We start from the raw sequence: 26,256 nt of genomic DNA on the forward strand, positions 1-26,256 counted from the left end.
GTGACAGTCACGCCCAGGGGGCTCGCAGACAATACATAAAATCGACGTTGATTCAAAAAAATACGCCGCAGGAGACTTGCGGTTTTTGTTCGGCCCCACAGTACCCCAACTACCCACGAGTAGCTACGTTCATGACACAAGAAGAAATCCTGTCGCAGTACGGTCCCCGAGAAGCCATGGAATACGACGTGGTGGTGGTCGGAGGCGGCCCCGCCGGCCTGTCCACCGCCATCCGCTTGAAGCAACTCGCCGCAGAGCAGAACAAAGAAGTTTCGGTGGTGGTACTGGAAAAAGGCTCCGAGCCTGGTGCTCACATCCTGTCGGGCGCCATCATGGACCCCAAGGCGCTGACCGAGTTGTTCCCCAACTGGAAGGAACTCGGCGCCCCGCTGAACCAGCCGGTGACCGACGACGCAATGATCTTCCTGGGTGAGAAGTCGGGCTTTCGCACACCCAACTTCCTGCTGCCCGACTGCTTTCAAAACCACGGCAACTACATCATCAGCCTGGGCAACTTCACACGCTGGCTGGCGCAACAGGCGGAAAACCTGGGCGTGGAAATCTTCCCCGGCTTTGCCGCGGCCGAGGTGCTGTACAACGACGACGGTTCGGTCAAAGGTGTGGCCACCGGCAATATGGGCGTGAGCAAGGAAGGCGAGCCCACGGGCGATTTCCAGCTCGGCATGGAATTACACGCCAAGTACACGGTGTTTGCCGAAGGTGCACGTGGCCACCTGGGCAAACAAATCATCGCGCGCTACAAGCTCGACGCCGGCAAAGACCCGCAGACCTATGGCCTGGGCGTGAAAGAAGTGTGGGAGATAGACCCCAAGCGCCACCAGCCCGGCTTTGTGATGCACACCGCCGGCTGGCCCATGGACAGCAGCACCTACGGCGGCGCCTTCCTGTACCACATGGAAGACAACAAGGTCACGCTGGGCTTCATCACCGGCCTGGACTACGCCAACCCCTACCTCAGCCCGTTTGAAGAATTCCAGCGCTGGAAGACCCACCCGAACATCCGCTACTACCTCGAAGGCGACGAAGCCAAGGGCATCAAGCCCGGTAAACGCATAGGCTATGGCGCACGTGCCATCACCGCCGGTGGGTTGATGTCGCTGCCTAAAACCGTGTTCCCAGGCGGCGCCCTGGTGGGTTGTGATGCGGGTTACCTGAACGTCAGCCGCATCAAGGGCAGCCACGCCGCCATCAAGACCGGCATGCTGGCCGCAGAAGCCGCGTTTGAAGCGCTGCAAAGCGGCCGCCAGCACGACGAACTCAGCGCCTACCCGGCCGCGTTCGAGAAAAGCTGGCTCTACGCCGAGCTGAAGAAGGCACGCAACTTCAAGGCCTGGTTCAAGAAGGGCCTGGTCACCGCCACGCTGATGAACGGCTTTGAGCAAGTTGTGTTGAAGGGCAAGATGCCGTGGACGCTGCGCCGCGACAAACCCGACCATGCCTATCTGAAGCCAGCGGCCGACTGCAAGCCCATCGCCTACCCCAAGCCCGATGGCAAGCTGACCTTCGACCGCCTCTCCAGCGTGTTCATCAGCAACACCAACCACGCTGAAAACCAGCCCGCGCATTTGACGTTGAAAGACGCCTCGGTGCCGGTAGGCATCAACCTCGCCAAATACGCCGGCCCCGAGTCGCGCTATTGCCCGGCCGGGGTGTACGAGTTTGTGAAGAACGAGGACAACAGCGACCGCCTGCAGATCAACGCGCAAAACTGCGTGCACTGCAAGACCTGCGACATCAAAGACCCGACGCAAAACATTGTGTGGGTCACGCCTGAAGGCGGCGGCGGGCCGAACTACTCCGGCATGTAAGCCACGACCAGCCTTTAAACGCGAGATCAAAGACCCGGAAATGCCGGGTCTTTTTCATTTTCACAACACAAAAGAGCGTAATGCGACGCTAATTTTCTATTTTTAAGTCAACAATCTTGCATCAAAACTTAACACGAATTATTCTCATTGGCTTTGACAAAAGAGGGCCTATGCAAAATATTCGACCAGCGGATCAGTTCCGCCCCAACACCCTAGCTGTTGCCAGCGCCCTGACGATTCTGTTGATACAGGGCACAGCCTGGGCGCAAACTGCCCCGGCCACCAGCACCGGCACGCTGCGTGAAGTCACGGTCAACTCCAACGCCGAAAAAGAAACTGCCACTTCGGCCGTGATCGGCTACAAGGCGAAAAATGCCGCCACCGCCACCAAGACCGACACCCCGCTGCTGGAAACACCGCAGTCGGTGACCGTGATCACGCGTGACCAGATCGTGGACCAGGGCGCGACCAACCTGCAAGACGCACTGAACTACGCCGCTGGCGTGCGTTCCGATGCCTACGGCTTGGATTCGCGCAGTGATGGCGTGCGCGTGCGCGGTGACTATCCCGACACCTACCTGAACGGCCTGCGCGAAGCCTATGGCTACTACACCAGCACCACCCGCCCGGACCCGTACACGCTGGAGCGCCTGGAAGTGCTGCGTGGCCCCTCGGGCATGCTGTTCGGCCAGGGCACCGTCGCCGGTGTGGTCAACATGGTCAGCAAACGCCCACAAGCTGAACGCCAAGGCGAAATCGGCGTGCAGTTTGGCAGCTATGGCCGCAAGCAAATTCAGGCCGACCTGACTGGCCCGCTGACGCAAGATGGTGAATGGCTCTACCGCCTGGTGGCCTTGGTGCGCGACGCCGACACACAAGTGGACTACGTGCCTGACGACCGCACGCTCATCGCCCCATCGCTCACGTGGCGCCCTAGCGCCATGACCTCGCTGACCTTGCAGGCCCTGTACCAAAAAGACAAGACCGGCAGCGCCGCACAATTCTTCCCCTGGTCGGGCACGATCTCGCCCAACCCTAACGGTCAATTGCCCACCAGCCGCTTCATCGGCAATCTGGATGACCACTACGACTCCGAACGCAAAACCGCAGGTTGGCAGTTTGAGCACAAGTTCAACGACAACTGGGCGCTGCGGCAAAACCTGCGGGTGGCGGAGAACACCAACGACTCGCTCTACAACTATGCCAACGCCTTCGTCGCAAGCCCTTGGTCTGGCACCAATCAAAGTGTTATTGGGCGTTACAAGGGCAATAGCTTCACCAAGACCCGCATGGTGTTGACTGATCAGAACGTGACCGGCAACTTCAACACCGGCACGGTGAAACACCAAGTGCTGGCGGGCCTGGACTTCAGTCGCCAAACGGAAACCGTGGCTTATGGAAGCTCAGCGTCCACTCCTATCGACGCTTACAACCCGGTCTACACCTACAACCCAACCGTGAACCCACGGTTCGAAGGCCCCAAGACCACGCAGCGCCAGATGGGTCTGTATCTGCAAGACCAGATGAAGATCGACAACTGGATCGCCATCGCCGGTTTGCGCCACGACAAGGCCACCACCGCTCAGGCTGGCAGTGCAGACGCTGACAGCAGCGCCACCACCATGCGCCTGGGGCTGATGTATGAGTTGGCTGGCGGTTGGGCTCCGTACATCAGCTACGCAGAGTCCTTTACACCCGTGTCGCCCGGCACTTACGGCACCATCTACAAGCCCAAAGAAGGCGAGCAGATCGAAGCGGGTATCAAGTACCAGCCCGCGGATGGCAGCACGCTGTTCACGGCCTCGGTCTACAAGCTGAAAGAGAAGAACCAGATGGGCACGTCCTCTGGACTGCCCGGTGTTGACGCACCGCAAATCGGCGCCCCGACCAAGAACAAGGGTCTGGAACTGGAATACAAAGCCACGCTGGCGCGCGCATTCGACGTGATCGCCAACTACACCTACACCGATGTCGACGAGAACCTGGAAGCCCAACCAAAGAACAACGCTTCGGTCTGGACCAAGTACCGTTTTGCGGTCGGTGATGTCAACGGCTTCTCGGTCGGTGCCGGCGTGCGTTGGCAGCAAGCCTTCCGCAACACTGGCGCACCGGAAGTGCCTGCCGTCACCCTGCTCGACCTGATGGCCGCCTATGACACCACACACTGGCGTTATGCGTTGAACATCAACAACGCCACCGACAAGGTCTACATGAGCACCTGCCTGACGCGTGGTGACTGCTGGATCGGCGCACGCCGCAACATCGTGGCCAGCGCGACATACCGTTTCTGATCTTCGGACTTTGAAGCCGCAAAAGCGCCCTAAGGGGCGCTTTTTTTGCCTATGCGATGCATCCATACCACTTCGGCGGCATGGCGTTGACGTTATGCTTGCATCACGCGGCCAGGTGGCCTGACCACTTGCCGCGTCCATAGAACATCAAACGGAGACAAACCAAGCATGAAAGTGACGATCACCGGCGGCGCCGGTTTCCTGGGCGTACGTCTGGCGCGCGAGTTGCTGCGCAAATCCAGCCTCTCTCTGGCGGGCGCGCCGGCCCAAGCCATCAGCCAATTGATTCTGGTCGACCGCGCCGCGCCGCCTGCGGATCTGCTGGCCGACCCACGCGTTGCGGCCGTGGTGGGCGACCTCAACGCCGTGCTCGGCAGCCCCGCCGAATCGGCCAAAGCCCTGCCCACCGATGTGGCGCTGGTGTTCCATCTGGCTGCGGCCGTAAGCGGTGAATGCGAGGCCGACTTCGACCTCGGCATGCGCAGCAACCTGGCCGCCACCCACGCACTGCTGGAAAACTGCCGGGCACTGAAGACCCGCCCCACCGTGGTGTTCGCCAGCTCGCTGGCGGTGTTTGGCAAGTCCGACCTGCTGCCCACGCCCGCTGTGCTGACCGACACCACGCTGCCCACACCACTGACCAGCTACGGCATCCAGAAATACATTGGTGAACAGCTCACCGCCGACTACGGCCGCAAGGGTTTCGTGCGTGGCCGCAGCGTACGGCTGATGACGGTGAGTGTGCGCCCGGGCAAGCCCAACGGTGCAGCCTCGAGCTTCTTCAGCGGCATGATCCGCGAGCCCTTGGCAGGTGTCACGGGCGTCTGCCCGGTGCCACCCAACACCGATGTGGCACTCTCCTCGCCCGCAACCACCATCGCCGGCATCATTCGCGCAGCCGAAGCCAGCGATGCGGAATGGGGCCCGCTGATCGCGCTGAACCTGCCCGCGCTGTGCACCACCACCGGCGAGATGGCCGCAGCCCTGGAACGTGTGGCAGGCAAAGCAGTCGCCGACCGCATCCAGTGGACGCCCGATCCGGTGATCCAGAAAATTGTCTCCACCTGGCCGGGCCGCACCGACGCCGCACGCGCGCGTGGCTTGGGCCTTCTGCCGGATGCGGATTTCGATAGCATCATCCGCGACTACATCCTCGAAAACCCCCATGCTGTGACGGGCACACGCCCCGCATAATCAAAGTTGTCATACAACTTTTTTGCCTATGGAGCATCACGCTCCATAGGTGCGGTGGTGATGCGTCCAACTATTAGAGGAGACTTCATGAAATTTTCGAAACTGAGCGTCGGCATGGGCCTGGCGTTGGGGCTTTTTGCATCGGCTTACGCCCAAACCACCACCTTGAAAATCGGCTATGCCACCACCAAGGAATCACATTACGGCGTGGGCTCCACGGTGTTCTGCGACGAAGTCGAAAAAGGCACCCAAGGCCGCTACAAGTGCCAGCACTTTGCCAATTCGGCACTCGGCGGTGAACGCGAGCAGATCGAAGCCGTGCAACTGGGCACACAAGACCTGGTGAACACCTCCACCGGCCCCGTGGGCAACTTCGTGCCCGAAGTGAAGATCGTCGACATCCCCTTCCTGTTCCGTGACTACGACCACGCACGCAAGGTGATGGACGGCCCCATAGGCCAGGACATCCTGACCAAGTTCCCCAGCAAGGGCATCATCGCGCTGTCCTGGACGGAAAACGGTTTCCGCCACATGACCAACAGCAAGCGCGACATCGTCAAGCCCGAAGACGCCAAGGGCCTGAAGATGCGCACCATGGAGAACAAGGTGCACATGGACGGCTATCGCACCTTCGGCATACTGCCTACGCCCATGGCCTTCCCGGAACTGTTTGGCGCGCTGCAACAGGGCACGGTTGACGGACAGGAAAACCCGATTCCAGTGATCTTGTCGTCCAAGTTCTCCCAAGTGCAGAAACACCTGTCGCTGACCGGCCACGTTTATTCACCAGCCTTGCTGCTGCTGTCCCCCAAAGTCTGGAACAAGCTGTCGGATGCCGACAAGAAGGTGTTCATGGATGCCGCCAAGAGCGCTTCCGTCGCCCAACGCAAGAAGGTCAACGACGACGAAAACAACGGCATCGCCCAGTTGGAAAAAGACGGCATGAAAGTGGTGCGCAACGTCGACGGCGCGGCCTTCCGCACCGCCTTGCAACCAGCCTATGTGAACTACGCCAAGGAATTCGGCGCGGACAACATCAAGAAGATCCAGGAAGTGAAGTGATTTAACTTTCACTCCCTACCGCCCGGCCAGATCCAGTTGGCTCCCCGGGCGGTTTTTTTTGCGGATGCCCCTGGCAGAGACACCCAAGTGAAAACCTTTGAACGTTATTTTTTATCCGCCAACCGATGGGCGCTGATCCTGTTGCTGGCGGCCATGGCCGTGATCATTTTTGTCAACGTCGCGCTGCGTTATCTCACCGACCAGTCGATAGAGTGGGCAGAAGAGATCTCCCGCCACATGATGATCTGGCTGACCTTTCTGGGCGCCGGACCGGTGCTGCGTTATGGCGGCCACATCGCCGTGGAGAACCTGCAGGATGCGCTGCCCACCGCCGCAGCGCGAAGCATACGCATCGTGGTGGCACTGTTGTTGTTTGCCTTCTTCGGCTTCATGGTCTGGTACGGCTGGCTTTATATGCAGCGCAACATGTTCCAGTTGACCGCCGTGTCGCAAGTTCCGTTTGCCTATATCTACGCGGCCATGCCGGTCGGCGGCATCTTATTGATCGTGCATTGGTGCCTGATCGTGCGCGACTATGTGTTGCAGCGCAGCTTTGCATCCGACGCCCACTTTGACGCGAATGCGAGTGCTTCCCTATGAACGCAAGTCTGATCCTGGTTCTTTCTGCCTGCCTGTTCCTGGCCATTGGTGTGCCCGTGGCGTTTGCCTTGGGCCTGGCCACGGTGGCCACGTTGATCCTGGCGGAGAGTTATCCGCTGTTTGTGCTGCTGAAGGAAACCTTTACCGGCATGGACAGCTTTCCGCTGATGGCCGTGCCGTTTTTCATCCTGGCCGCGGAGCTGATGAGCGGCGGCTCGCTCACCGAAGTGCTGCTGAAGTTTGCCGGCCAGTTTGTCGGCCATAAACGCGGCGGCCTGGGCTACACCAACGTGGTCTCGCTGACGTTCTTCTCGGGTATTTCGGGCTCGGCCCTGGCCGATGCTGCGGGCCCCGGCTCTATGCTGATCAAGATGATGGACAAGGCGGGCTACGACCGATCCTACGCCGCAGCGCTGACCGCTGCCACGGCCATCGTGGGGCCCATCATCCCGCCGTCCATCATCATGATCATTTATGCGCTGCAGGACGACAACGTCTCGGTGGGCTCGCTGTTTGTGGCGGGCATCTTGCCGGGCATCCTGATCGCCATCGCCATGTGTATCGTGAACTTTCGCGTGTCCAAGCAGCGCAACTACAAAGGCGACGGTGGCATGCCACCCTGGCCCGAAGTCTGGCGCACCACCTGGAAAGCCATTCCAGCGCTGCTGCTGCCGGTGATCATTCTGGGCGGCATGCGCGCGGGCTGGTTCACACCCACCGAAGCCTCGGTGGTGGCGGTGTTCTACGCGCTGGTGTGTGGCAAGTTCATCTACCGCACACTCGAATGGAAGGCTCTGCCCGACATCCTGGCGCGCTCTGCCCTGCTCACCGCTTCGGTGTTGATCATCATCGGCTTGTCGGCCGGGTTTGCCTGGATCTTGACGATTGAAGGCCTGCCGCAAACCATGGCCGACTGGATTGTCGGCATGAACCTGTCGCCGTGGATGTTCCTGGTCATCGTCAACATCTTTCTGCTGCTGTTCGGCATCTTCATCGAGCCGCTGCCGGGTGTGATGGTGCTCGCGCCCATACTGGCACCCGTGGCCGTGAAGCTGGGCATAGACCCGACTCACTTCGCCATGGTGGTGATCTTCAACCTGACGCTGGGCATGATCACGCCACCCGTGGGCGGGCTGTTGTTCGTCACCTCCAACGTGTCGCGTGTACCCATGGGGCCGCTGGTGCGCGAACTCATGCCGTTCCTCTGGGCGCATGGTGTGGTGCTGGTACTGCTGACCTTTATTCCGGCACTCAGCACCTGGTTGCCACATGTGATGGGATTTAAGTAAGGCGACTTCCCTGGGATGCGCTGCATGCCTGGACGCGAGGGCCTAGGGTGAGGAGCGGGATGAGAAGCGCCACGACGCAGATCGCCCGCCCCCGCACTTTTACGCACCGCGACGATTCATGTAGGGCATCCCTGGGTATACTCGCCACCGTCAGGAGAGAGTCAACAAACGCCCTAGCGTTTGCAGGCCGCCGAAGGCGCAAACCGCAAAGGTTTTAACGCTCAGGTACCCAGGACTGACACCCGCCGGCCGCAAAACCGGCGTTCCCCACTGGAGAGAAGCCCGCACACCTGATCAACGTGGAGCGGTCTCACCGAAGGAGCAACCCCACATCGCTGGGCGAATCTCTCAGGTAAAGCGGACAGCGGGGGCACGTGCCAAGCACGTCCATGGTGATGCACCGTGGCGCGCGTGGTGATTGAACTGCCCCTCGGAATCCGCACCCATGTCCTCCTCGACCACCTCTTCAGATTTATTGCTCACGCCGCTGCACGCGCTGCACCTGGAACTTGGCGCCCGCATGGTGCCGTTTGCCGGCTACAGCATGCCGGTGCAATACCCCGCAGGCCTGATGGCCGAGCATTTGCATACCCGCAGCGCGGCCGGTTTGTTCGACGTCTCGCACATGGGCCAGTTGCGCCTGGAAGGGCCGGACGCAGCCGCCGCGTTCGAGTCGCTGATGCCCGTGGACGTGATCGACCTGGCCGTGGGCAAACAACGCTACGGCCTGCTGCTCGACGATCACGGCGGCATCCTCGACGACTTGATGTTCTTCAACCGTGGCACGGATATTTTTGTGGTGGTGAATGGCGCCTGCAAAGTGGCCGACATCGCCCACATCCAGGCGCGCATTGGCACGCGCTGCCAGGTCATCCCCATGCCGGAGATGGCGCTGCTGGCCCTGCAAGGACCACAAGCCGTCACCGCGCTGGCCCGCCTCGCGCCAGGCGTGGAAAAGCTGGTGTTCATGACGGGTGGCAGCTTCAAGGTGGGCGCAGCCGATTGCTTCATCACACGCAGTGGCTACACCGGCGAAGACGGTTTTGAAATCTCGGTCCCCGCCACACAGGCCGATGCCCTCGCCCGCTTGCTGCTGGCCCAGCCTGAAGTCAAGCCGATTGGCCTGGGCGCACGCAACTCGTTGCGCCTGGAAGCCGGTTTGTGCCTTTATGGCGCCGACATAACCACCACCACCACGCCGGTAGAAGCCGGCCTGAACTGGGCCATGCAAAAGGTAAGGCGCACCGGTGGTGCACGCGAAGGCGGCTTCCCAGGTGCTGCAAAAATCCTAGCGCAGCTCGCAGACCCAGCGGGCACCGTGGCACGAAAACGTGTTGGCCTGGTCGCACTGGAACGTGTGCCGGTGCGCGACCACACCGTTCTGCAAGACTTGCAAGGCAACACCATAGGCGAAGTGACCAGCGGCCTGCTGGGCCCGAGCATAGACAAGCCTGTGGCCATGGGCTACGTGGATGCGGCCCATGCCGCCATCGGCACCCGCGTCAACGCTATCGTGCGTGGCAAGCCCGTGCCCATGGAAGTGGCGCCCATGCCGTTTGTGCCCAACCGTTACGTACGCGGCTAAACACCTGCCAAACCACTGCAGAATCACACCTGCAGTTCAAGGGTTTCAGCAAGACCTTAGCCAGCGCAGCAGTTGCATCTTTTTAGTTTGAATCCATCCAGGAGTTTTTCCATGCCCATTTATTACACAGAAGACCACGAATGGCTGTCCGTTGAGGGCGACATCGCCACCGTGGGCATTACCCACCACGCACAGGATGCGCTGGGCGATGTGGTGTTTGTCGACCTGCCCGAAGTCGGCAAAACCATCGCGCAGAAAGAAGTGGCCGGTGTGGTCGAGTCGGTGAAAGCCGCCGCCGACGTCTACATGCCTGTCTCTGGCGACGTCACCGAAGTGAACGAGGCCTTGCGCGCCGACCCCGCCCTGGCCAACAGCGACCCGCTGGGCGCCGGCTGGTTCTTCAAGGTCAAGCTGTCGGACGCCGGCCAACTGACCGCGCTGCTCGACGAGACCGCCTACACCAAGTTCAGCGAAAACGCCTGATCTTGCTTAGGGCAATGCTGAACATCAGCATCGCCTTGGCGCCTGGTTTCCACCGGGCGCCCCCTCTTTAACTGCCCCCTGCTAATTGCTGTCACCCCACGGAGCCTGCCATGCTGATGTCCGCCGCCACCCCGCTTGAGGCGCTGGAGAACCCCGCCGAATTCATTGCCCGCCACATCGGCATAGACGAGGCCGACGAGGCCCGCATGCTGGCCGTGGTCGAGTCCAGCTCGCGCCGCGAGTTGATTGACGGTATCGTGCCGCGCAGCATCGCGCGCAGCAACCCCATGCAGTTGCCGCCACCGGTGACAGAAGCCGCAGCGCTGGCCGAGTTGCGCGCCATCGCCGCCAAGAACCAGGTGTTCAAGAGCCACATTGGCCAGGGCTACTACGACACCCACACGCCAGGCGTGATCCAGCGCAACATCCTGGAAAACCCCGCCTGGTACACCGCCTACACGCCCTACCAGGCCGAAATTTCGCAAGGCCGCATGGAGGCCCTGGTCAACTTCCAGACCATGGTGTGTGACCTCAGCGGCATGCCGATTGCCAACGCCTCCATGCTGGACGAAGCCACGGCCGCGGCCGAAGCCATGACGCTGGCCAAGCGCAGCGTCAAAAGCAAGAGCAACGTGTTTCTGGTGGCCGGCGACTGCCACCCGCAAACCATTGAAGTCATTCGCACGCGCGCCAAGCCGCTGGGTATTGAAGTGGTGGTGAGCACCGCCACCACGCCGCTGCCGCAATTGATGGCCGAAGGCGACTTCTTCGGCGTGCTGGCCCAGTACCCCGCCACCAACGGCACGGTGCACGACCTGCGCCCGCTGGTCGGTGTCGCGCACGCCAAACACGCCGCCTTCTGCGTGGCCGCCGACTTGCTGGCCTTGACCCTGCTGACGCCGCCTGGCGAATGGGACGCCGACATCGTGCTCGGCAGCACCCAGCGCTTTGGTGTGCCCATGGGCAACGGCGGCCCGCACGCCGCTTACCTGGCCTGCCGCGACGCATTTAAACGTTCGCTGCCCGGCCGCCTGGTGGGTGTGAGTGTGGACAGCCACGGCCAGCCCACCTACCGCCTGGCGCTGCAAACCCGCGAGCAGCATATTCGCCGCGAAAAGGCCACGTCCAACATCTGCACGGCACAGGTGTTGCCTGCCGTGCTGGCCAGCATGTATGCCGTGTACCACGGCCCGCAAGGCCTGCTGCGCATTGCCGAACGTGTGGCACGTTTCACCGCCATTCTGGCGCGCGGCCTGCAGCAGATGGGCTACACCATCACCAATTCCAGCGCCTTTGACTCGCTCACCGTCAAGACCGAAGACGCTACACATTCAATAGCTACCTACGCTCGCCAGTCGGGCATCAACCTGCGTTATCGCTTGAATTCCCACCTGGGCATTTCGCTGGACGAAACCACCACGCGTGAAGACATCACCCGTTTGTGGGCGGTGTTTGCGCCGGCCGGTGTCAATGCGCCGCTGTTCCAGGAGCTGGAAGGTGTGCACGAGTTGCTGATCCCGTCCGATCTGCGCCGCACCACGCCGTTTTTGACGCACCCGGTGTTCAACACACACCACTCCGAAACCAGCATGCTGCGCTACATCCGCCGCCTGAGCGACAAAGATCTGGCGCTGGACCGCAGCATGATCCCGCTGGGCAGTTGCACCATGAAGCTCAACGCCACCAGCGAGATGATGCCCATCACCTGGCCCGAGTTCGCGCGCATCCACCCGTTTGCGCCGGCCGAGCAGCGCCTGGGCTACACGCTGCTGGACGAACAATTGCGCGCCTGGCTGTGCCAGGCCACGGGTTATGCCGGCATCAGCCTGCAACCCAATGCCGGTTCCCAAGGTGAATACGCCGGGCTGCTGGCCATCAAGGGTTTTCATGACGCGCATGGCCAAAGCCACCGCAACATCTGCTTGATTCCATCGTCCGCACACGGCACCAACCCGGCCAGCGCACAAATGGTGGGCCTCACGGTGGTGGTGACGGCGTGTGATGCGCAAGGCAACGTCGACATGGTCGACCTGCAGGCCAAGTGTGAACAACACAGCGCCAACCTGGCCTGCGTGATGATCACCTACCCCAGCACCCACGGCGTGTTTGAAACCCAGGTCAAGGAACTCTGCGCCATGGTGCACAGCCATGGTGGCCGCGTCTATGTCGACGGCGCCAACATGAACGCGCTGGTGGGCGTGGCCGCGCCCGGTGAGTTTGGCGGCGACGTGAGCCACCTGAACCTGCACAAGACCTTTTGTATCCCGCACGGCGGCGGCGGCCCCGGCGTGGGCCCGGTGTGTGTGGTGGAAGACCTGGTGCCCTATCTGCCGGGCCATGCCACATCGAATCTGCCCGGTGTGGTGGGCGCGGTGTCGGCCGCGCCTTTGGGCAACGCCTCGGTGCTGCCCATCAGCTGGATGTATTGCCGCATGATGGGTGCCGAAGGCCTGCAGGCCGCGACCGAAATTGCGATCCTCAGCGCCAACTACATCAGCTCGCGCCTGAAGGACCACTACCCCACGCTGTACGCCAGCGCCAACGGCCATGTGGCCCACGAATGTATTCTGGACCTGCGCCCGCTGAAAGACACCAGCGGCGTGACCGCCGAAGACGTGGCCAAGCGGCTGATGGACTATGGCTTCCACGCGCCCACGCTGAGCTTCCCGGTTCCCGGCACCTTGATGGTGGAGCCGACCGAGAGCGAAACGCTGGATGAGCTGGACCGTTTTGTCGACGCCATGATCGCCATCCGCGAAGAGATTCGCCTAGTGGAAACCGGCACCTGGCCGCAAGACAACAACCCGCTGAAACACGCACCACACACCGCCGCCAGCCTGCTGGGCGCGGAGTGGGGCCATCCCTACCCGCGTGAGCTGGGCGCCTTCCCCGTGCCAAGCCTGAAGCAACTGAAGTACTGGCCGCCCGTGGGTCGGGTCGACAACGTCTACGGCGACCGCAACCTGTTCTGCAGCTGCGTGCCGATCAGCGATTACCAGTAGGCACACGCGGCAGCTTCCGTCACACACACCGCCACCGGACCAGCGCGTCCGAGTGGCGTACGAAGCTCGTTAGCCGAACGCAACTGCCGCTACCAGGCGGGAACACCGTCTGGGCGTCGTTGATGGCATCGCTGTCCTTGATTTCGGATTGGGAGACACACGCGATCACTCGCGGGCCTGGCTCATGGCCAGCAGTGGTGGCCACCATCACAATCTATGCTGGCTGAACGGTGCACAAAAAAGTGAATGCATCAAGGTCGACAAAGCACTCACAAAAACACAATCAGACCCGCAAGAAACCGGCATACAAAGGAAAGACAGCCCCGCGCGTGGCGGCGAATTCCTCGGGGTTTCATCTCACTTATTTCAGGGCATTCACGCCCCCACGATGCGCGCAAGGGAGAACGAAAAAGTAAACTACGCGATTGCGCCCCCGCGATTGATACAAGTCTGCGACGCGCTCCTCCAACTGCCCTTACCACTTCATGCGCTCCAAATCGTCAGCTTCGTTGGCGTCTTCCGCCCCCCACACATCCGGCGTGCGCAGATCCGCTGCAGACGAAGCCCAGCTGGAGCACCTGGTTCGCGATCTGCGGAACTACCAATCCGAGCTGGAGAGCCAGAACAAGGTCCTGCGCTACAGCCAGGCCATGGCGGAAGGGGCTTCAGAACGTTTTGAAACGCTGTTTTCTGCCGTGCCTCTGGCGTTGATGGTGGTGGATGAGCTGGACATGGTGGTGCAGTGCAACTCCATGGCCCAGCGCCTGTTTCAACCGACGGAGCGCGATCAGCCGCTGAACTTTTTGATGCCTTTTGTCAGCCCCGGTTGCACCGAGCAAGTGCGCCAGGCTTTTCGCGAAGCGCTGAGTGATGGCCATTGCGAAACCACCGAGGTGTTGTTCAACATTGGCGCCGACCGGACGATCACCGGCGATTTGCATATCGCCCGGCTGGAATCCTCGCATGAGCCGCAGGTGCATTTCATCTGCGCTGTGATTGACCAAGGCCCGCTGGTCACCGAGCGGCGCGCGCTGCAGCAAAGTGGCGCGGCACTGCGTCAACGCAACGAACAGTTGCGCCAAAGTGAAGCCCGGCTGGAGGCCATCATCAACTCGGCACTGGATGCGATCATTTGTGTGGACCAGCACCAGCGTATTACCGTCTTCAACCCCACCGCGGCGGCACTTTTCCAGTGCCCCTCGGCGCAGGCGCTGGGTTCACCACTGGACCGGTTTTTCCCGACCGCGGCCGAGGCCTTGTCGCACAACCAGATCTCCACACAGGCGCTGCTGGGCGAAATGAACGCGCTGACGGCCGGGGGCAAACGCCTGTCGGTTGAGGTCAGTGTGTCGTTCGAACACCATCCTGATGGCGACACCACCACCATCTTTGCGCGCGACCTGACCAGCCGCAAACGCGCCGAGAAGCACCGCAACATGCTCGAGGCGCAACTGCGTGAATCGCAGAAAATGCAGGCCGTGGGCACCATGGCCGGTGGCATCGCCCACGATTTCAACAACATTCTGAGCGCCATTCTGGGCAACGTGGAGTTGGCCAAGGAAGACGCCGGCGCCGACTCTCCGGCGCTGGTGAGCCTGCAGGAAATCGAAAAAGCCGGGCGCCGCGCGCGCGATCTGGTGCGGCAGATTCTGACCTTCAGCCGCAATGAGGCGCCGCGCCGCCAGCCGGTCGCCCTGTCTGAAGTCGTGGTGGAGACCGAACGCCTGTTGCGTGTGACCTTGCCGCCCGCGGTTGAACTGCATCTGCATATCAATGAAAACACCCCGGTGGTGTTGGCCGATGCCACACAGGTCGAGCAAGCCGTGCTCAACCTTTGCACCAATGCCATCCAGGCCATAGGCGACAACCGCGGCACGGTGGCGATAGAGCTTTCGGGCGTATTGCCCGACGCCCGCCTCTGTGAACGGCTGGGCCTGGTGCCCGGCCGTTATGCCCAGCTCGCCGTGCGCGACAGCGGCAAAGGTATAGACGACGAAACCCTGCTGCGGGTGTTCGAACCGTTTTTCACGACCAAGGAGGTCGGCCAAGGCACGGGCCTGGGCCTGGCGGTGGTGCATGGTGTGATGCGCAGCAATGCCGGTGCGGTCGACGTGCAGAGCGCGCCGGATCTGGGCAGTGTTTTTACGCTCTATTTCCCGGCGGCCAGCGCGGACCAGACCTTGAGCACCGTGGCCGACCCCGTGGCCCCGCCCAACGTCGACGGCCAGGGCAAACACGTGATGTACGTGGACGACGACCAAGCCCTGGTGTTTCTTGTGAAGCGGCTGCTGCGCCGGCGCGGCTTTCGCGTGAGCGGCTTCTCCGACCCGCACCACGCGGCGGCGGAGCTACGCGCCAACGCACATTCCTACGACCTGCTGGTCACCGACTACAACATGCCCGGCTACTGCGGCGTGGATTTGGTGCGTGAAGCGCGCTTGATTCGCCCCGACCTGCCCGTGGCGCTGGCCTCGGGCTACGTCACGGGTGAAATCGAGCAAAGCGCCCTGGCCGAAGGTGCGCGAGCCTTGATACACAAACCCAACGACGCCGAAGAACTGTGCGCCACCGTGCAGCAACTGATCATGGGCCATGACTCTGTGGGCAAAATCGCCCCCGCAGCCGCCGCACAAAACCCCGTGGCATCTGGCGCAGCGGAGACAGCCGATGACGGCGCCCCCTCTACCCTCCCCTCCCATGACAGCCACTGAAACGCCCGCCACCGCCCAGCAGCCGCGCAACCCGCTGCACGGCCTCACACTTGAAGCCATACTGACCGCGCTGGTGGAGTTTTATGGCTGGGAATCGCTGGCGCAACGTGTGCCCGTGCGCTGCTTTGCGTTGAACCCCAGCATTCGCTCCAGCCTGACCTTTCTGCGCAAAACCCCGTGGGCACGCGAAAAGGTGGAGGGTCTGTACCTGTTCATGCTGCGCGAGCAAAAACGTGGTGCCCAGACGCCTGCTGCCAAACGCCGCCCCGTGAGTGGCTGAGTGTGTGGCTGACGTCATGGCTACGCATCCGGCTGGCCCCGTGGAAACAGGGGCTGCAGCCGGGCTGGACGTGGTGTATGCCGACGAGGCCTTGCTGATTCTGAACAAACCCGCTGGCTTGCTGGCTGTGCCCGGGCGCGGGCCCGACAAGCAGGACTGCCTGTCTTCACGCGCCGCGAACGTCTTTGGCCAAGCGCTGGTGGTGCACCGCCTGGACATGGCCACCTCGGGCTTGATCGTCATGGCGCGGAACCCGGCCGTGCAACGTGACCTGGCCTACGCCTTTGCCCAGCGGCAGGTGTCAAAGCGTTATGAGGCCGTGGTCACGGGTTTTGACAGCGATGGCATCGACCATTCAGGGCCCGGCCTTTGGTCTGGTTCTTCAGAATGGCACGAGATCGACCTGCCCATTGCCGCCGATTGGGCGCGCCGTCCGCTGCGGGTGATCGACCAAACCACGGGCAAACCAAGCCTGACACGTTGGCGCATGCTCGAGCCCTGGCGTGTGTCGGGAAGCATGCGCGTGGCACTGGAACCCGTGACCGGCCGCACCCATCAGTTACGGCTGCACATGGCCGCTTCGGGCCACGCCATCCTGGGCGATACCTTGTACGCGGACCAGGCCACGCAGGCACTTGCGCCACGGTTATTGCTGCATGCCGGCACACTTGGCTTCCAGCATCCGGTGCGGCAGCAGCCGGTGGTTTTTACAGCCCCCACGCCATTCTGATTTTTGCAGCGCGCGGGCTCGAGGGGCAGCCTGGGAAAGCGGCAACAGCTATTAACTTTATAGTATTTAGCGGGTTTTGCAACGTAGTGAATCCGAGTGACACAAGCTGGAAAGAGCGCGCTATCATGGCTTCATGACACAAGCAAACCTCTACATTCTCACGGGCGGTTCGCGCGGCATGGGGTTGGCCATCGCCGAGCAATTGCTGCAACCCGGCAATACCGTCATCACCATTTCGCGACGCACCAACACGCTGCTGGAAGCCCACGCCACCAGTGCGCGCGCCACGCTGGAACAGTGGTCACACGACCTCACCACCAGCATCCCCGTGGGGCAACATCTGGCGCACTGGCTGCAACACCAGGGGCACAGCGACTTCGCCAGCGCCACACTCATCAACAACGCGGGCACGCTGGCACAACTGGTGCCACTCAGCCAGGCCGATCCGCTCGACCTGGCCCACGCATTGCGTGTAGGCCTCGAGGCCCCCATGCAATTGACGGCCGCTTTCCTGCGCGCCACCGCCGAATGGAAAGGCGTGCGCCGGGTGCTGAATATTTCGTCTGGTTTGGGACGCCGCGCCATGGCTTCGCAGGCCGCATACTGTGCGGCCAAGGCTGGCCTAGACCACTTCACACGTTGTCTTGCATTGGATGAATCACTCAAACCCAACGGCGCCAAGGTGTGCTCGTTGGCGCCGGGCGTGATCGACACCGACATGCAAGTCGCCCTGCGCGGCGCCGATGCCAAGCACTTTCCTGATCAGGCCAATTTCGCCAGCCTGAAAAGTGGCGACAAGCTCTCCTCACCCGCTGACGCCGCCAAGCAGGTGCTGGCCTATCTGGAGCGAGCCGATTTTGGCAGCAACCCGGTGGCAGACGTTCGCGACTGACCGCATCGTCCATGACGTCCCCATGACGCACACACGCATGGGCTGCACAAAACAAAAAAGGGCCCGAGGCCCTTTTTTGTTTTCAACTCAACGGACAGCGGCCGGTCAATACACCTGGGGCACCATCAGCTCCGGCGGCACGGGGTGGCGGATGTAGTCGTTGTTGCGCACACGCTCGGGCAGCACGATGGCCGGGTGTGGAACCTCCTGGTAAGGCATTTGATCCAGCAGGTGGTGGATGCAGTTGAGTCGCGCTTTCTTCTTGTCGTCGGCTTGCACCACGTTCCACGGGGCTTCTGGGATGTGTGTGCGCTCCAACATGATTTCCTTGGCCTTGGTGTAGTCCTCCCAACGGCGGCGCGACTCCAAATCCATGGGGCTCAGCTTCCATTGTTTTAATGGGTCATGGATACGCCCGAGAAAACGCAGGTGCTGCTCTTCATCAGAAATGGAGAACCAATACTTGATGAGTTGTATGCCCGATTGCACCAACATGCGCTCGAACTCCGGCACGGAGCGAAAGAACTCTTCATATTGCGCATCGGTACAAAAGCCCATGACCCGCTCCACACCGGCGCGGTTGTACCAGCTGCGGTCAAACAGCACCATCTCGCCCGCTGCCGGCAGATGCGCAACGTAACGCTGAAAGTACCACTGCGTACGTTCGCGGTCGTTGGGTGCTGGCAGTGCTGCGACGCGGCACACGCGCGGATTGAGCCGTTGTGTGATGCGCTTGATCACACCCCCCTTGCCCGCAGCATCACGACCTTCAAACAGTATCACCACCTTGTGACCGCTGGAAACCACCCAGTCCTGCAGCTTGACCAGTTCAGCTTGCAGGCGAAACAGTTCTTTGAAGTATCTTCTGCGGGCAGCCTTGTCGTCCTGTCCATCGATTGCACTGCTGATCGCATCGGAACCGTCTTCTGAATCGACCCAGGAGCGGTCTTCCAGCGCCAATTCAAGCTCTTCGTCGTAGCTGTCAATCAGGTCTCTATGAAGGCGCTCCATCAGTGCGCCGTTGGCGCTACTGTCTAGGCTTTCTGCCACGTTAGTCGAAATGTCCACACGTCACTCCTGCAGGTCTAATCCTGCCAAGCGTAGCGGCTCAACATGTCGATTTTGTGACGGTCATATGTCTATGCCGGGACCATCTCCAGCAAAACCAATGCCCTACTTGGCAATCAGCATCTGGTAGATGTCATCCTTGACCTTCAGGCGACGCTTCTTCATCTCTTCAAAACGCTCGTCGCTGATGGGCAGACCATCTTGTTCGAGTTGCCCAATGGCATGGTTGAGCTCGTCGTATTCGTTGAACAAGTGCAGGAAACGCGCACTTGAAATCTTCATGCTGCGCATCTTGCCCACCAGTTGGGGGAACTCGTGCGCGAGATCGTGGTTCAGCAGTTCCATGATTTGTCTCCTTGGTTAATCGCGCTGCGCCGGAGGTGGAGCAGAATGACAACCAGCGCAGTATGCGCCGATTCAAGCTAAATTTTCAGGAGCACACATGGGACGCGAAGTTGTAGTTGTCAGCGGCGTACGCACCGCCATCGGAACCTTTGGCGGCAGCCTCAAGGATGTTGCCCCCACAGAACTGGCGTCTGTTGTGGTGCGCGATGCGCTTCAGCGCGCCAATGTAGACGGCGCTGAAGTTGGCCACGTGGTGTTTGGTCATGTCGTCAACACCGAGCCCAAAGATATGTATTTGTCGCGCGTCGCGGCCATCAACGGCGGCTGTAGCCAGGAAACCCCGGCCTACAACGTCAACCGCCTGTGTGGTTCAGGGCTGCAAGCCATCGTTTCGGCCGCACAAAGCATCTTGCTCGGCGACGCAGATGTGACCATAGGCGGCGGCGCCGAGAACATGAGTCGCGCGCCTTACGCATCACTCAACACCCGCTGGGGCGCACGCATGGGTGATGCCAAGATGATAGACATGATGATGGGCGCCCTGCACGACCCGTTCCACAACATCCACATGGGGGTGACCGCCGAGAACATTGCCGCCAAATGGGGCATCACACGCGAAGAGCAGGACAGGCTGGCGGTCGAAAGCCACAACCGCGCCGAACGCGCCACGCTGGCGGGCTATTTCAAAGAGCAGATTGTGCCGGTCATGCTCAAGAGCAAAAAAGGCGACGTGGCCTATGCCAGCGATGAACACTTCCGTGCGGGCGCCAAGATCGAAGACATGGCCAAGTTGAAGCCCGTCTTTGCCAAAGAAAACGGCACGGTGACCGCCGGCAATGCGTCGGGCATCAACGATGCCGCCGCAGCTATCGTCATGATGGAAAAATCAGTCGCCGAAAAGCGTGGGCTCAAGCCCTTGGCACGCCTGGTCGCTTATGCCCATGCTGGCGTGGATCCTCAGTACATGGGCATAGGCCCGGTGCCGGCGAGCCAGAAGGCACTCAAGCTTGCCGGCCTGAGCGTCAACGATTTGGACGTGATCGAGGCCAACGAGGCGTTTGCGGCACAAGCCTGCGCCGTGACACGTGATCTCGGACTGGATCCGGCCAAGGTCAATCCGAACGGTTCAGGCATTTCCTTGGGCCACCCTATAGGGGCGACAGGCGCGGTGATCACCGTCAAAGCGCTACATGAACTGCAGCGCATTGGTGGCCGTTATGCACTCGTGACCATGTGTATTGGCGGCGGCCAAGGCATAGCAGCCATTTTCGAGCGCTGCTAGAGCGCCCATCAAAAAGGGCACCACCTGGGTGCCCTTGCGTTGGCTGCAGAACCCCCACTTTTAAAAGCTGGGGGTTTTGTCTTTCTGGCAAGGCGCGCTGGTTTAACCGCGCACCACCAGCACCGGCACGTTGATATGCGACAACACACGTTGCGTGACACTGCCGAGCAGGAGTTTTTCTATGCCATGCCGCCCGTGCGAGCCCATCACCACCAGATCGATGTGAAGATCGGCCACCATGCTCAGAATGCCGTCTTCGACCACATGGCCGTCGACCACGCGGCGCTGACAGGGCAGGCCCGCGGCCAGCACCGGGGCCTCGGCGCTGGACAACGCGAGGTTGGCGCCCGAGGTCGCCGCTGCCATGTATTCGTTCTGTCCCAGGGCGTAGTCGGCCCCCACGCCAATGTAGGGATAAGGATCGATCACGTGGGCCAATGTGATGGCACTGCCAAAGGCCTTGGCCAGACCTATGGCTTTTTCAACCGCAACCAGGCCGGTAGGCGAACCGTCCACCGGCACGAGAATGTTCTGAAACATCGCAAGCTCCTTGTGTCCCTGGGCCGCTTCACCTCGAAGCGGTTCAGATTCGACTATAGGGACGTTTGCTCACGTGGGCTGTAGGACCAAACCCTGCCTGGGCTCGCACGCAGCCCGGCCGCGCAGATGCGCCCTCAACTGCTCTGGAATGCCTGTGACCGGAAGGTCAACACCAGTGTGTCGCGGTAGCCGCCCTCCTCGACGGGCTGGATCGGTGTTGATTCATGGATCACACGTTCGTCGTCGAGCAGCAGCATAGACCAGGACTCGGTGAGCGTGAAACGCTGGCCTTGCGGGCCGTTGGCTTCAAACACCCGCGTTTCGCCGCCTTTGATCCCGACACGGTCGACCAGCAGCACGGCCACAAAGTCGACACCATCGCGGTGGGCACCTTCGGGCGTGGGGCGGCCTATGCCATCGGTGGTGTCGATGCGGAACTGGTGGGCCTCGACAAACCACGGCGGTGTGCCGGCACCAGCGCCCCCCGCTGGCGTTTTCAAGGCGCTGCAAACATGCCCCAACGACAACAGCAGTTGGCGCCACGCAGGCGCCTGCACATCCGCCTCGGCCATAGGCTCAAACCAGCGCTCCATGCCACCATGCAAAGCGTTGTAGGCCAGCGGCTGCCAATGTGCGCGGTGCGGCACTTGTGTCAGTACATCGCCCTGCACCACAAAACAGGAATGGCGCCGGCGCCGGTAACGACCGCCGTCTTTGAGGTAGGCGTCGGGCGGCAAGTCGTGCCAGCTAGCGTTCAGCGCCGTCAGCGCGGAGAGATCACAAGCCGTGAGTTGGCACACACCGCTGGGGCTCAACACCGCATAACCAAGTTGGCGCAAGATCGGCACCACCTGGGCTGGCGGCGCAAACGAGGGGGAAAGAATGGGGGTGCTCATGGACCCCAATCGTAGTGGCATTTGACGCGCCGGGCGTTGACTGCGGTCAACACCCGCGTTGGCGCGGGGGGCTCAGGCCGAGACCTGCACCCCCTTCCAAAAAGCCACACGGTCGGCCACGGCCTCGGCGCCGGATTTGGGCTCGGCGTAATACCAGGCCGCGTCGGTGTTCATTTCCCCATTCACCAGCAATGAAAAGTAACTCGCCTGCCCCTTCCACGGACAGGTCGTCTTGTGGTTGCTGAAGGTGAAGTACTCACGCTTGAGCGAGTCCAGCGGAAAGTAATGGTTGCCCTCGACCACCACGGTGTCGTTGCTTTCGGCGATGACGGTGCCGTTCCAAACTGCCTTCATAGATGTCTTTCAAGTGGGCGCCTGCAACCAGTGCAGGCTGAAAAGATGGTTAGCGTCGGTCCACACCGGCCCGGGAGAAAAACCAGCCGCCACGGCCAGATGGCGCAGGCTGTCGATGGTGAACTTATGCGAATTCTCGGTGTGCAGGCTGTCGCCTTCGGCAAAATCAAACGTCTGCCCGCAGACACGGATGCGCTGGCTACGGCGGCTCATCAAATGCATCTCTATGCGCTGCTCGGGTGCATTGTAGAAAGCGCTGTGCGCAAATGCACTCAGATCGAAATCGGCGCCAAGCTCGCGGTTGGCGCGCGCCAGCACATTCAGATTAAAGGCCGCGGTGACCCCTTGCGCATCGTTGTAAGCGGCATGCAACAGCGCTGGCTCCTTGACCAGATCGGCGCCCAGCAGCAATGCCCCGCCGCGCAGCACACGCCCGGCCAGACGCAAAAAATGCAACGCCTGCGCGGGGCTGAAGTTCCCTATGGTGGAGCCCGGAAAAAAGCCCACACGGCGTCCGGCCCCCACACTGGTGTGCGGCAGGATCAAATCGCGCGTGTAGTCGGCCACCACGGGAAAAACGTCCAGCCCGGAATAGGCCTGTTGCAGCCGCGCTACCGACTGCAGCAGATGCTCACCCGAAATATCGATGGGCAGGTAACGCGCGGGCCGGTCCATCGCATCCAGCAGCAGCCGCACCTTGCGCAGCGAGCCCGCGCCAAACTCCACCAGCTCGGCACGCGGGCCTATACAGGCGGCGATCTCGGATGCATGGGTTTGCAGAATCTGCAATTCGGTGCGCGTGGGGTAGTACTCGGGCAGTTCACAAATCTGGTCGAACAGCGCCGAGCCCCGCGCGTCGTAAAAATACTTGGGGGAGATGCTGCGCGGCTGCGCCGCCAGGCCGGCCAGCAAATCGTGGGCAAACTCCGATTCGGGCCGGGCCGCGGCTGTGGCGACAGCCACCGGCGCCGGATCGGCATTGTGTCGTTGGGTGGAAAAAAGCCTCATAAATCCCTCGCTAGGCGCAGCCCAGAAAACTGCCAGCGTGCGGCCGGCGGAAAGAAGTTGCGGTAAGTGCCACGGGCATGGCCCGGTGGCGTGGCCACACTGCTGCCACGCAACACCAGTTGCCCGACCATGAACTTGCCGTTGTATTCGCTTGCCGCACCGGCCATGGGGCGAAAGCCGGGGTATGGATCGTAGGACGAACGCGTCCACTGCCAAACCGTGCCCAGCATCTGCAGCATGCCCGGCGCGTCCAGAGCGGACTCCCATTCGAACTCGGTGGGCAAACGCGCACCCGCCCACTCGGCATAGGCCGCCGCTTCAAAAAAGCTCAGCTGGCTGACCGCCTCATGCGGGTCGAGCGGCAACACCCCCTGCAGGCCAAACACCCGCCAGCCTGCCCCTGGCGCACGTGTATCACCCTCGGCCAGCCAATACGCCGGACAGGTCCAGCCCTGGCGCTGCACCTCTGCCCAGCCGTCCGACAACCAAAGCTCGGGCCTACGGTAGCCACCATCGGCGATAAAAGCGGCATAGTCGCCACAACTGACCAGGCGTGTGCCGATCTCGTAGGCCGGCAACAAACGGCGGTGGCGTGGCGTTTCATTGTCAAAAGCGAAACCGGCCCCAGGCTCGACCGCGTGGCCCACCTCGACGATGCGCTCGTCCCGTGCCAGCCAGGTGTGCGGCTGCGGCTGGGCCGCGAGCCGCAGCCAAGCGACATCACGCGCGCTTTGCGGCGCATAGGCCGGCAGCAAGGGGTTGCACGAAAACGTATGCAGGATATCGGTGAGCAGCAGTTCCTGATGCTGCTGCTCATGGTGCAGGCCCAGCGTGACCATGGGCTCCACAGCCGCCACCTCGTCTGGCGTCGCCCCGGCCAGCCAACGCAACAGCGCCGCGTCCACGTGCGCACGGTAGGCCAGAACCTCGTCCAACGACGGCCGCGTCAGCAGCCCACGCATGGGTCTGGGGTGGCGCGGCCCCAAGGCTTCGTAATAAGAGTTGAAGAGGTAGAAGAACTGGGTATCAAACACCGTGTACTGCGCCACGTGAGGGCACAACACCAAGGTTTCAAAAAACCAGGTGGTGTGCGCCAGATGCCACTTGGTGGGGCTGGCATCGGGCATGGACTGTACACACTGGTCTTCGGCAGAAAGCGGCTTGGCCAGCGCCAGGCTGTGCGCGCGCACCTGCAAAAAGTGCTGCGCCAGGGGGCTCAGCGCTGGCGCCAAGGCGCTGGCATGTGTCCCGACCAGGGACAAGGTGTTGTGGTTCATACGCTGAGGGCCTGGGAGCACCAGGCTGAAAACCAACAGCGGCAAAGCGTAACCGAATTCACCCAAAACTGGTTTGCATACCGATGACAAGCCGCTGCCGTCCTACACAGTGGCACTGTGCCGAGCACGGTTTGCCGAAATCAAAACATTTTCTTAAACTGAACAAAAGCCTTGCCCGGCCACCGCGCCGGCACCCAAAACGCCAAGTCTGAGCGGGCAAGAAGAATGACCCCGCGCCACGCTGAGGAGCGTTTCATGACCGATCTTGCCCAATATACCAACCGCCAGATCCGCCTGGCCTCGCGTCCAGTGGGCCGCCCCAATGCCAGCAACTGGCAACACACCTCTGAGCCGGTGCAGCCGCCCGAGCCCGGCGGCATCGTGGTGCAAAACCTGTCACTCTCACTTGACCCGGCCATGCGTGGCTGGATGAACGAGGGCAAGAGCTACATCGCCCCCGTGGCCATAGGTGACGTGATGCGCGCCGGTGGCGTGGGCCGGGTCATCGCCTCGCAAAACCCGCGCTTTGCGGTGGGCGACCATGTCTCGGGCGCCCTGGGTGTGCAGGAGTTCGCCAGCATTCCAGAGTCGGCCATCAAAGCCGGCACCCCCACCCACATCGACCTGAAACAAGGCACGCTGAACCAGTGGCTCAATGTGCTCGGCATGCCGGGCATGACGGGCTACTTCGGCCTGCTGGATGTGGGCCAACCCAAGCCGGGTGAAACCGTGGTGATCTCGGGTGCCGCCGGTGCCGTGGGCCAAACCGTGGGGCAACTGGCCAAGATCAAGGGCTGCCGCGTGATCGGCATTGCCGGCGGCAAGGCCAAGTGCGACTTCGTCACCAAAGACCTGGGCTTTGATGGCTGCATAGACTACAAGGCCGGCCCCAGCGCCATCCGCGACGGGCTCAAGCTCCACGCCGGCAATGGTGTGGACGTGTATTTCGACAATGTGGGCGGCGACATCCTGGACGATGTGCTGGCCCGTTTGGCACGCAAGGCACGTGTCATCATCTGTGGCGCGGTCAGCCAATACAACAACACCGAGCCCGTGCAGGGCCCGAAAAACTACCTCAGCCTGCTGGTGAACCGCGCGCGCATGGAGGGCATTGTGGTGTTCGACTACGCCGATCGTTACCCCATCGCCGTGGCCGAACTCGCGGGCCACCTGCGCAGCGGCCGCATCAAGAGCCGCGAACACGTGGAGCGCGGGCTGAGCACCTTCCCCACGGCCCTCACCAAACTCTTTACCGGCGAAAACTTCGGCAAGCTGGTGCTGCAGGTGGCCGAAGACGACGGCACACGTATCCCTTGAAATCTGCGCAAACGCTACCAAATACGTAGCTGCCTGCGCTTTTCCATGTTACGCAAACGACGGTTTTCACTCGCAAGCATCAGCTCAGCCCTGATCCGCTGGGCAGATTGACGTAACAGTTAAAATCGCACGGAACTGCGCCTTTTGTGGCGATTCCAACCCAGCAGCCTCCATGGCTGCTCTGTTTGGCACGCCCCCGGCGGCCAAAGCTGAAGCAAACC

The 26,256-nt window shown here is 61.6% G+C and carries 22 protein-coding genes and 2 riboswitches; of the genes, 15 read left to right on the top strand and 7 right to left on the bottom strand.

Annotation, left to right across the window (positions count from 1 at the left end; all coding sequences use genetic code 11):
- The first annotated feature begins 131 nt into the window (after positions 1–131).
- From ACFQ95_RS12895 to ACFQ95_RS12955, 13 genes are all read left to right on the top strand, one after another.
- On the top strand, positions 132–1,829 hold the full coding sequence (locus ACFQ95_RS12895) for an electron transfer flavoprotein-ubiquinone oxidoreductase (protein WP_422831504.1): 1,698 nt from the start codon (positions 132–134) through the stop codon (positions 1,827–1,829).
- A 170-nt stretch (positions 1,830–1,999) separates the two neighbouring features.
- Positions 2,000–4,120: a TonB-dependent siderophore receptor gene (locus ACFQ95_RS12900; protein WP_422831505.1), complete on the top strand. Its 2,121-nt coding sequence runs from the start codon at positions 2,000–2,002 to the stop codon at positions 4,118–4,120.
- Between the two features lie 168 nt (positions 4,121–4,288).
- Positions 4,289–5,314, top strand: coding sequence for a D-erythronate dehydrogenase (gene denD, locus ACFQ95_RS12905; protein ID WP_422831507.1), 1,026 nt, complete (start codon positions 4,289–4,291; stop codon positions 5,312–5,314).
- An 87-nt stretch (positions 5,315–5,401) separates the two neighbouring features.
- A complete protein-coding gene (locus tag ACFQ95_RS12910) occupies positions 5,402–6,376 on the top strand; it encodes a TRAP transporter substrate-binding protein (protein WP_422831508.1) in 975 nt (324 codons plus the stop codon).
- An 87-nt stretch (positions 6,377–6,463) separates the two neighbouring features.
- Entirely contained in the window at positions 6,464–6,976 is a 513-nt protein-coding gene (locus tag ACFQ95_RS12915; RefSeq protein WP_422831510.1) for a TRAP transporter small permease, read from the top strand.
- Positions 6,973–8,265: a TRAP transporter large permease gene (locus tag ACFQ95_RS12920; protein ID WP_422831512.1), complete on the top strand. Its 1,293-nt coding sequence runs from the start codon at positions 6,973–6,975 to the stop codon at positions 8,263–8,265. Before ACFQ95_RS12915 ends, ACFQ95_RS12920 begins: the two co-directional genes overlap by 4 nt.
- Before the next feature lie 141 nt (positions 8,266–8,406).
- Positions 8,407–8,513, top strand: a riboswitch (glycine riboswitch).
- 12 nt (positions 8,514–8,525) lie between these two features.
- A riboswitch (glycine riboswitch) is annotated at positions 8,526–8,640 on the top strand.
- 70 nt (positions 8,641–8,710) lie between these two features.
- Positions 8,711–9,850 carry a glycine cleavage system aminomethyltransferase GcvT gene (gene gcvT / locus ACFQ95_RS12925; RefSeq protein WP_422831514.1) on the top strand — a complete coding sequence of 380 codons (1,140 nt, stop codon included), beginning with the start codon at positions 8,711–8,713 and terminating at the stop codon, positions 9,848–9,850.
- Between the two features lie 111 nt (positions 9,851–9,961).
- The gene (gene gcvH, locus ACFQ95_RS12930; protein ID WP_422831516.1) at positions 9,962–10,333 is read left to right on the top strand and encodes a glycine cleavage system protein GcvH; all 372 of its coding nucleotides are present in this window, start codon (positions 9,962–9,964) and stop codon (positions 10,331–10,333) included.
- A gap of 110 nt (positions 10,334–10,443) precedes the next feature.
- The gene (gene gcvP / locus ACFQ95_RS12935) at positions 10,444–13,335 is read left to right on the top strand and encodes an aminomethyl-transferring glycine dehydrogenase (protein ID WP_422831518.1); all 2,892 of its coding nucleotides are present in this window, start codon (positions 10,444–10,446) and stop codon (positions 13,333–13,335) included.
- 485 nt (positions 13,336–13,820) lie between these two features.
- The gene (locus tag ACFQ95_RS12940) at positions 13,821–16,046 is read left to right on the top strand and encodes a PAS domain-containing hybrid sensor histidine kinase/response regulator (RefSeq protein ID WP_422831520.1); all 2,226 of its coding nucleotides are present in this window, start codon (positions 13,821–13,823) and stop codon (positions 16,044–16,046) included.
- Positions 16,033–16,326: a VF530 family DNA-binding protein gene (locus tag ACFQ95_RS12945; protein WP_422831522.1), complete on the top strand. Its 294-nt coding sequence runs from the start codon at positions 16,033–16,035 to the stop codon at positions 16,324–16,326. The genes ACFQ95_RS12940 and ACFQ95_RS12945 overlap by 14 nt, the downstream gene beginning before the upstream one ends.
- Positions 16,327–16,342: 16 nt before the next feature.
- Complete coding sequence (locus ACFQ95_RS12950; RefSeq protein WP_422831524.1) at positions 16,343–17,056, top strand: RluA family pseudouridine synthase; 714 nt, start codon at positions 16,343–16,345, stop codon at positions 17,054–17,056.
- A gap of 133 nt (positions 17,057–17,189) precedes the next feature.
- Positions 17,190–17,948, top strand: a complete 759-nt coding sequence (locus ACFQ95_RS12955; protein ID WP_422831525.1) for an SDR family NAD(P)-dependent oxidoreductase — start codon at positions 17,190–17,192, stop codon at positions 17,946–17,948.
- Positions 17,949–18,053: 105 nt separating this feature from the next.
- Here the strand turns inward: ACFQ95_RS12955 and ppk2 are convergent, their stop codons facing one another.
- Both ppk2 and ACFQ95_RS12965 read right to left on the bottom strand, forming a co-directional pair.
- Complete coding sequence (gene ppk2, locus ACFQ95_RS12960) at positions 18,054–18,959, bottom strand: polyphosphate kinase 2 (RefSeq protein WP_422831826.1); 906 nt, start codon at positions 18,957–18,959, stop codon at positions 18,054–18,056.
- 162 nt (positions 18,960–19,121) lie between these two features.
- The gene (locus tag ACFQ95_RS12965; protein WP_422831527.1) at positions 19,122–19,361 is read right to left on the bottom strand and encodes a YdcH family protein; all 240 of its coding nucleotides are present in this window, start codon (positions 19,359–19,361) and stop codon (positions 19,122–19,124) included.
- Positions 19,362–19,458: 97 nt separating this feature from the next.
- On the opposite strand from ACFQ95_RS12965, the gene bktB reads away from it, so the two are divergent.
- Positions 19,459–20,643, top strand: coding sequence for a beta-ketothiolase BktB (gene bktB / locus ACFQ95_RS12970; RefSeq protein ID WP_422831529.1), 1,185 nt, complete (start codon positions 19,459–19,461; stop codon positions 20,641–20,643).
- A 102-nt stretch (positions 20,644–20,745) separates the two neighbouring features.
- On the opposite strand, the gene ACFQ95_RS12975 is transcribed toward bktB, so the two are convergent.
- The 5 genes from ACFQ95_RS12975 to egtB form a co-directional block, all read right to left on the bottom strand.
- A complete protein-coding gene (locus ACFQ95_RS12975) occupies positions 20,746–21,183 on the bottom strand; it encodes a universal stress protein (RefSeq protein WP_422831531.1) in 438 nt (145 codons plus the stop codon).
- A 134-nt stretch (positions 21,184–21,317) separates the two neighbouring features.
- Positions 21,318–22,079: a 2OG-Fe dioxygenase family protein gene (locus ACFQ95_RS12980; protein ID WP_422831532.1), complete on the bottom strand. Its 762-nt coding sequence runs from the start codon at positions 22,077–22,079 to the stop codon at positions 21,318–21,320.
- A gap of 72 nt (positions 22,080–22,151) precedes the next feature.
- Positions 22,152–22,433: a DUF427 domain-containing protein gene (locus ACFQ95_RS12985; protein WP_422831534.1), complete on the bottom strand. Its 282-nt coding sequence runs from the start codon at positions 22,431–22,433 to the stop codon at positions 22,152–22,154.
- A 9-nt stretch (positions 22,434–22,442) separates the two neighbouring features.
- Positions 22,443–23,441 carry an L-histidine N(alpha)-methyltransferase gene (gene egtD, locus ACFQ95_RS12990; RefSeq protein WP_422831536.1) on the bottom strand — a complete coding sequence of 333 codons (999 nt, stop codon included), beginning with the start codon at positions 23,439–23,441 and terminating at the stop codon, positions 22,443–22,445.
- Positions 23,438–24,718: an ergothioneine biosynthesis protein EgtB gene (egtB, locus tag ACFQ95_RS12995; RefSeq protein WP_422831538.1), complete on the bottom strand. Its 1,281-nt coding sequence runs from the start codon at positions 24,716–24,718 to the stop codon at positions 23,438–23,440. Before egtB ends, egtD begins: the two co-directional genes overlap by 4 nt.
- 255 nt (positions 24,719–24,973) lie before the next feature.
- Between egtB and ACFQ95_RS13000 the strand changes: the two genes are divergently transcribed.
- The gene (locus tag ACFQ95_RS13000; RefSeq protein WP_422831540.1) at positions 24,974–26,035 is read left to right on the top strand and encodes an NADP-dependent oxidoreductase; all 1,062 of its coding nucleotides are present in this window, start codon (positions 24,974–24,976) and stop codon (positions 26,033–26,035) included.
- Positions 26,036–26,256: the final 221 nt, after the last annotated feature.

The sequence above is a fragment of the Variovorax sp. HJSM1_2 genome (assembly GCF_049316285.1).
In the GTDB taxonomy this organism is placed as follows: domain Bacteria; phylum Pseudomonadota; class Gammaproteobacteria; order Burkholderiales; family Burkholderiaceae_C; genus Rhodoferax_B.

Bases quoted from the DNA above. Each gene is read 5' to 3' on its own strand.
- ACFQ95_RS12895 (WP_422831504.1), top strand. From the start codon at position 132: ATGACACAAGAAGAAATCCTGTCGCAGTACGGTCCCCGAGAAGCCATG.
- ACFQ95_RS12900 (WP_422831505.1), top strand. From the start codon at position 2,000: ATGCAAAATATTCGACCAGCGGATCAGTTCCGCCCCAACACCCTAGCT.
- denD (WP_422831507.1), top strand. From the start codon at position 4,289: ATGAAAGTGACGATCACCGGCGGCGCCGGTTTCCTGGGCGTACGTCTG.
- ACFQ95_RS12910 (WP_422831508.1), top strand. From the start codon at position 5,402: ATGAAATTTTCGAAACTGAGCGTCGGCATGGGCCTGGCGTTGGGGCTT.
- ACFQ95_RS12920 (WP_422831512.1), top strand. From the start codon at position 6,973: ATGAACGCAAGTCTGATCCTGGTTCTTTCTGCCTGCCTGTTCCTGGCC.
- gcvT (WP_422831514.1), top strand. From the start codon at position 8,711: ATGTCCTCCTCGACCACCTCTTCAGATTTATTGCTCACGCCGCTGCAC.
- gcvH (WP_422831516.1), top strand. From the start codon at position 9,962: ATGCCCATTTATTACACAGAAGACCACGAATGGCTGTCCGTTGAGGGC.
- gcvP (WP_422831518.1), top strand. From the start codon at position 10,444: ATGCTGATGTCCGCCGCCACCCCGCTTGAGGCGCTGGAGAACCCCGCC.
- ACFQ95_RS12940 (WP_422831520.1), top strand. From the start codon at position 13,821: ATGCGCTCCAAATCGTCAGCTTCGTTGGCGTCTTCCGCCCCCCACACA.
- ACFQ95_RS12945 (WP_422831522.1), top strand. From the start codon at position 16,033: ATGACAGCCACTGAAACGCCCGCCACCGCCCAGCAGCCGCGCAACCCG.
- ACFQ95_RS12950 (WP_422831524.1), top strand. From the start codon at position 16,343: ATGGCTACGCATCCGGCTGGCCCCGTGGAAACAGGGGCTGCAGCCGGG.
- ACFQ95_RS12955 (WP_422831525.1), top strand. From the start codon at position 17,190: ATGACACAAGCAAACCTCTACATTCTCACGGGCGGTTCGCGCGGCATG.
- ppk2 (WP_422831826.1), bottom strand. From the start codon at position 18,959: ATGGAGCGCCTTCATAGAGACCTGATTGACAGCTACGACGAAGAGCTT.
- ACFQ95_RS12965 (WP_422831527.1), bottom strand. From the start codon at position 19,361: ATGGAACTGCTGAACCACGATCTCGCGCACGAGTTCCCCCAACTGGTG.
- bktB (WP_422831529.1), top strand. From the start codon at position 19,459: ATGGGACGCGAAGTTGTAGTTGTCAGCGGCGTACGCACCGCCATCGGA.
- ACFQ95_RS12975 (WP_422831531.1), bottom strand. From the start codon at position 21,183: ATGTTTCAGAACATTCTCGTGCCGGTGGACGGTTCGCCTACCGGCCTG.
- ACFQ95_RS12980 (WP_422831532.1), bottom strand. From the start codon at position 22,079: ATGAGCACCCCCATTCTTTCCCCCTCGTTTGCGCCGCCAGCCCAGGTG.
- ACFQ95_RS12985 (WP_422831534.1), bottom strand. From the start codon at position 22,433: ATGAAGGCAGTTTGGAACGGCACCGTCATCGCCGAAAGCAACGACACC.
- egtD (WP_422831536.1), bottom strand. From the start codon at position 23,441: ATGAGGCTTTTTTCCACCCAACGACACAATGCCGATCCGGCGCCGGTG.
- egtB (WP_422831538.1), bottom strand. From the start codon at position 24,718: ATGAACCACAACACCTTGTCCCTGGTCGGGACACATGCCAGCGCCTTG.
- ACFQ95_RS13000 (WP_422831540.1), top strand. From the start codon at position 24,974: ATGACCGATCTTGCCCAATATACCAACCGCCAGATCCGCCTGGCCTCG.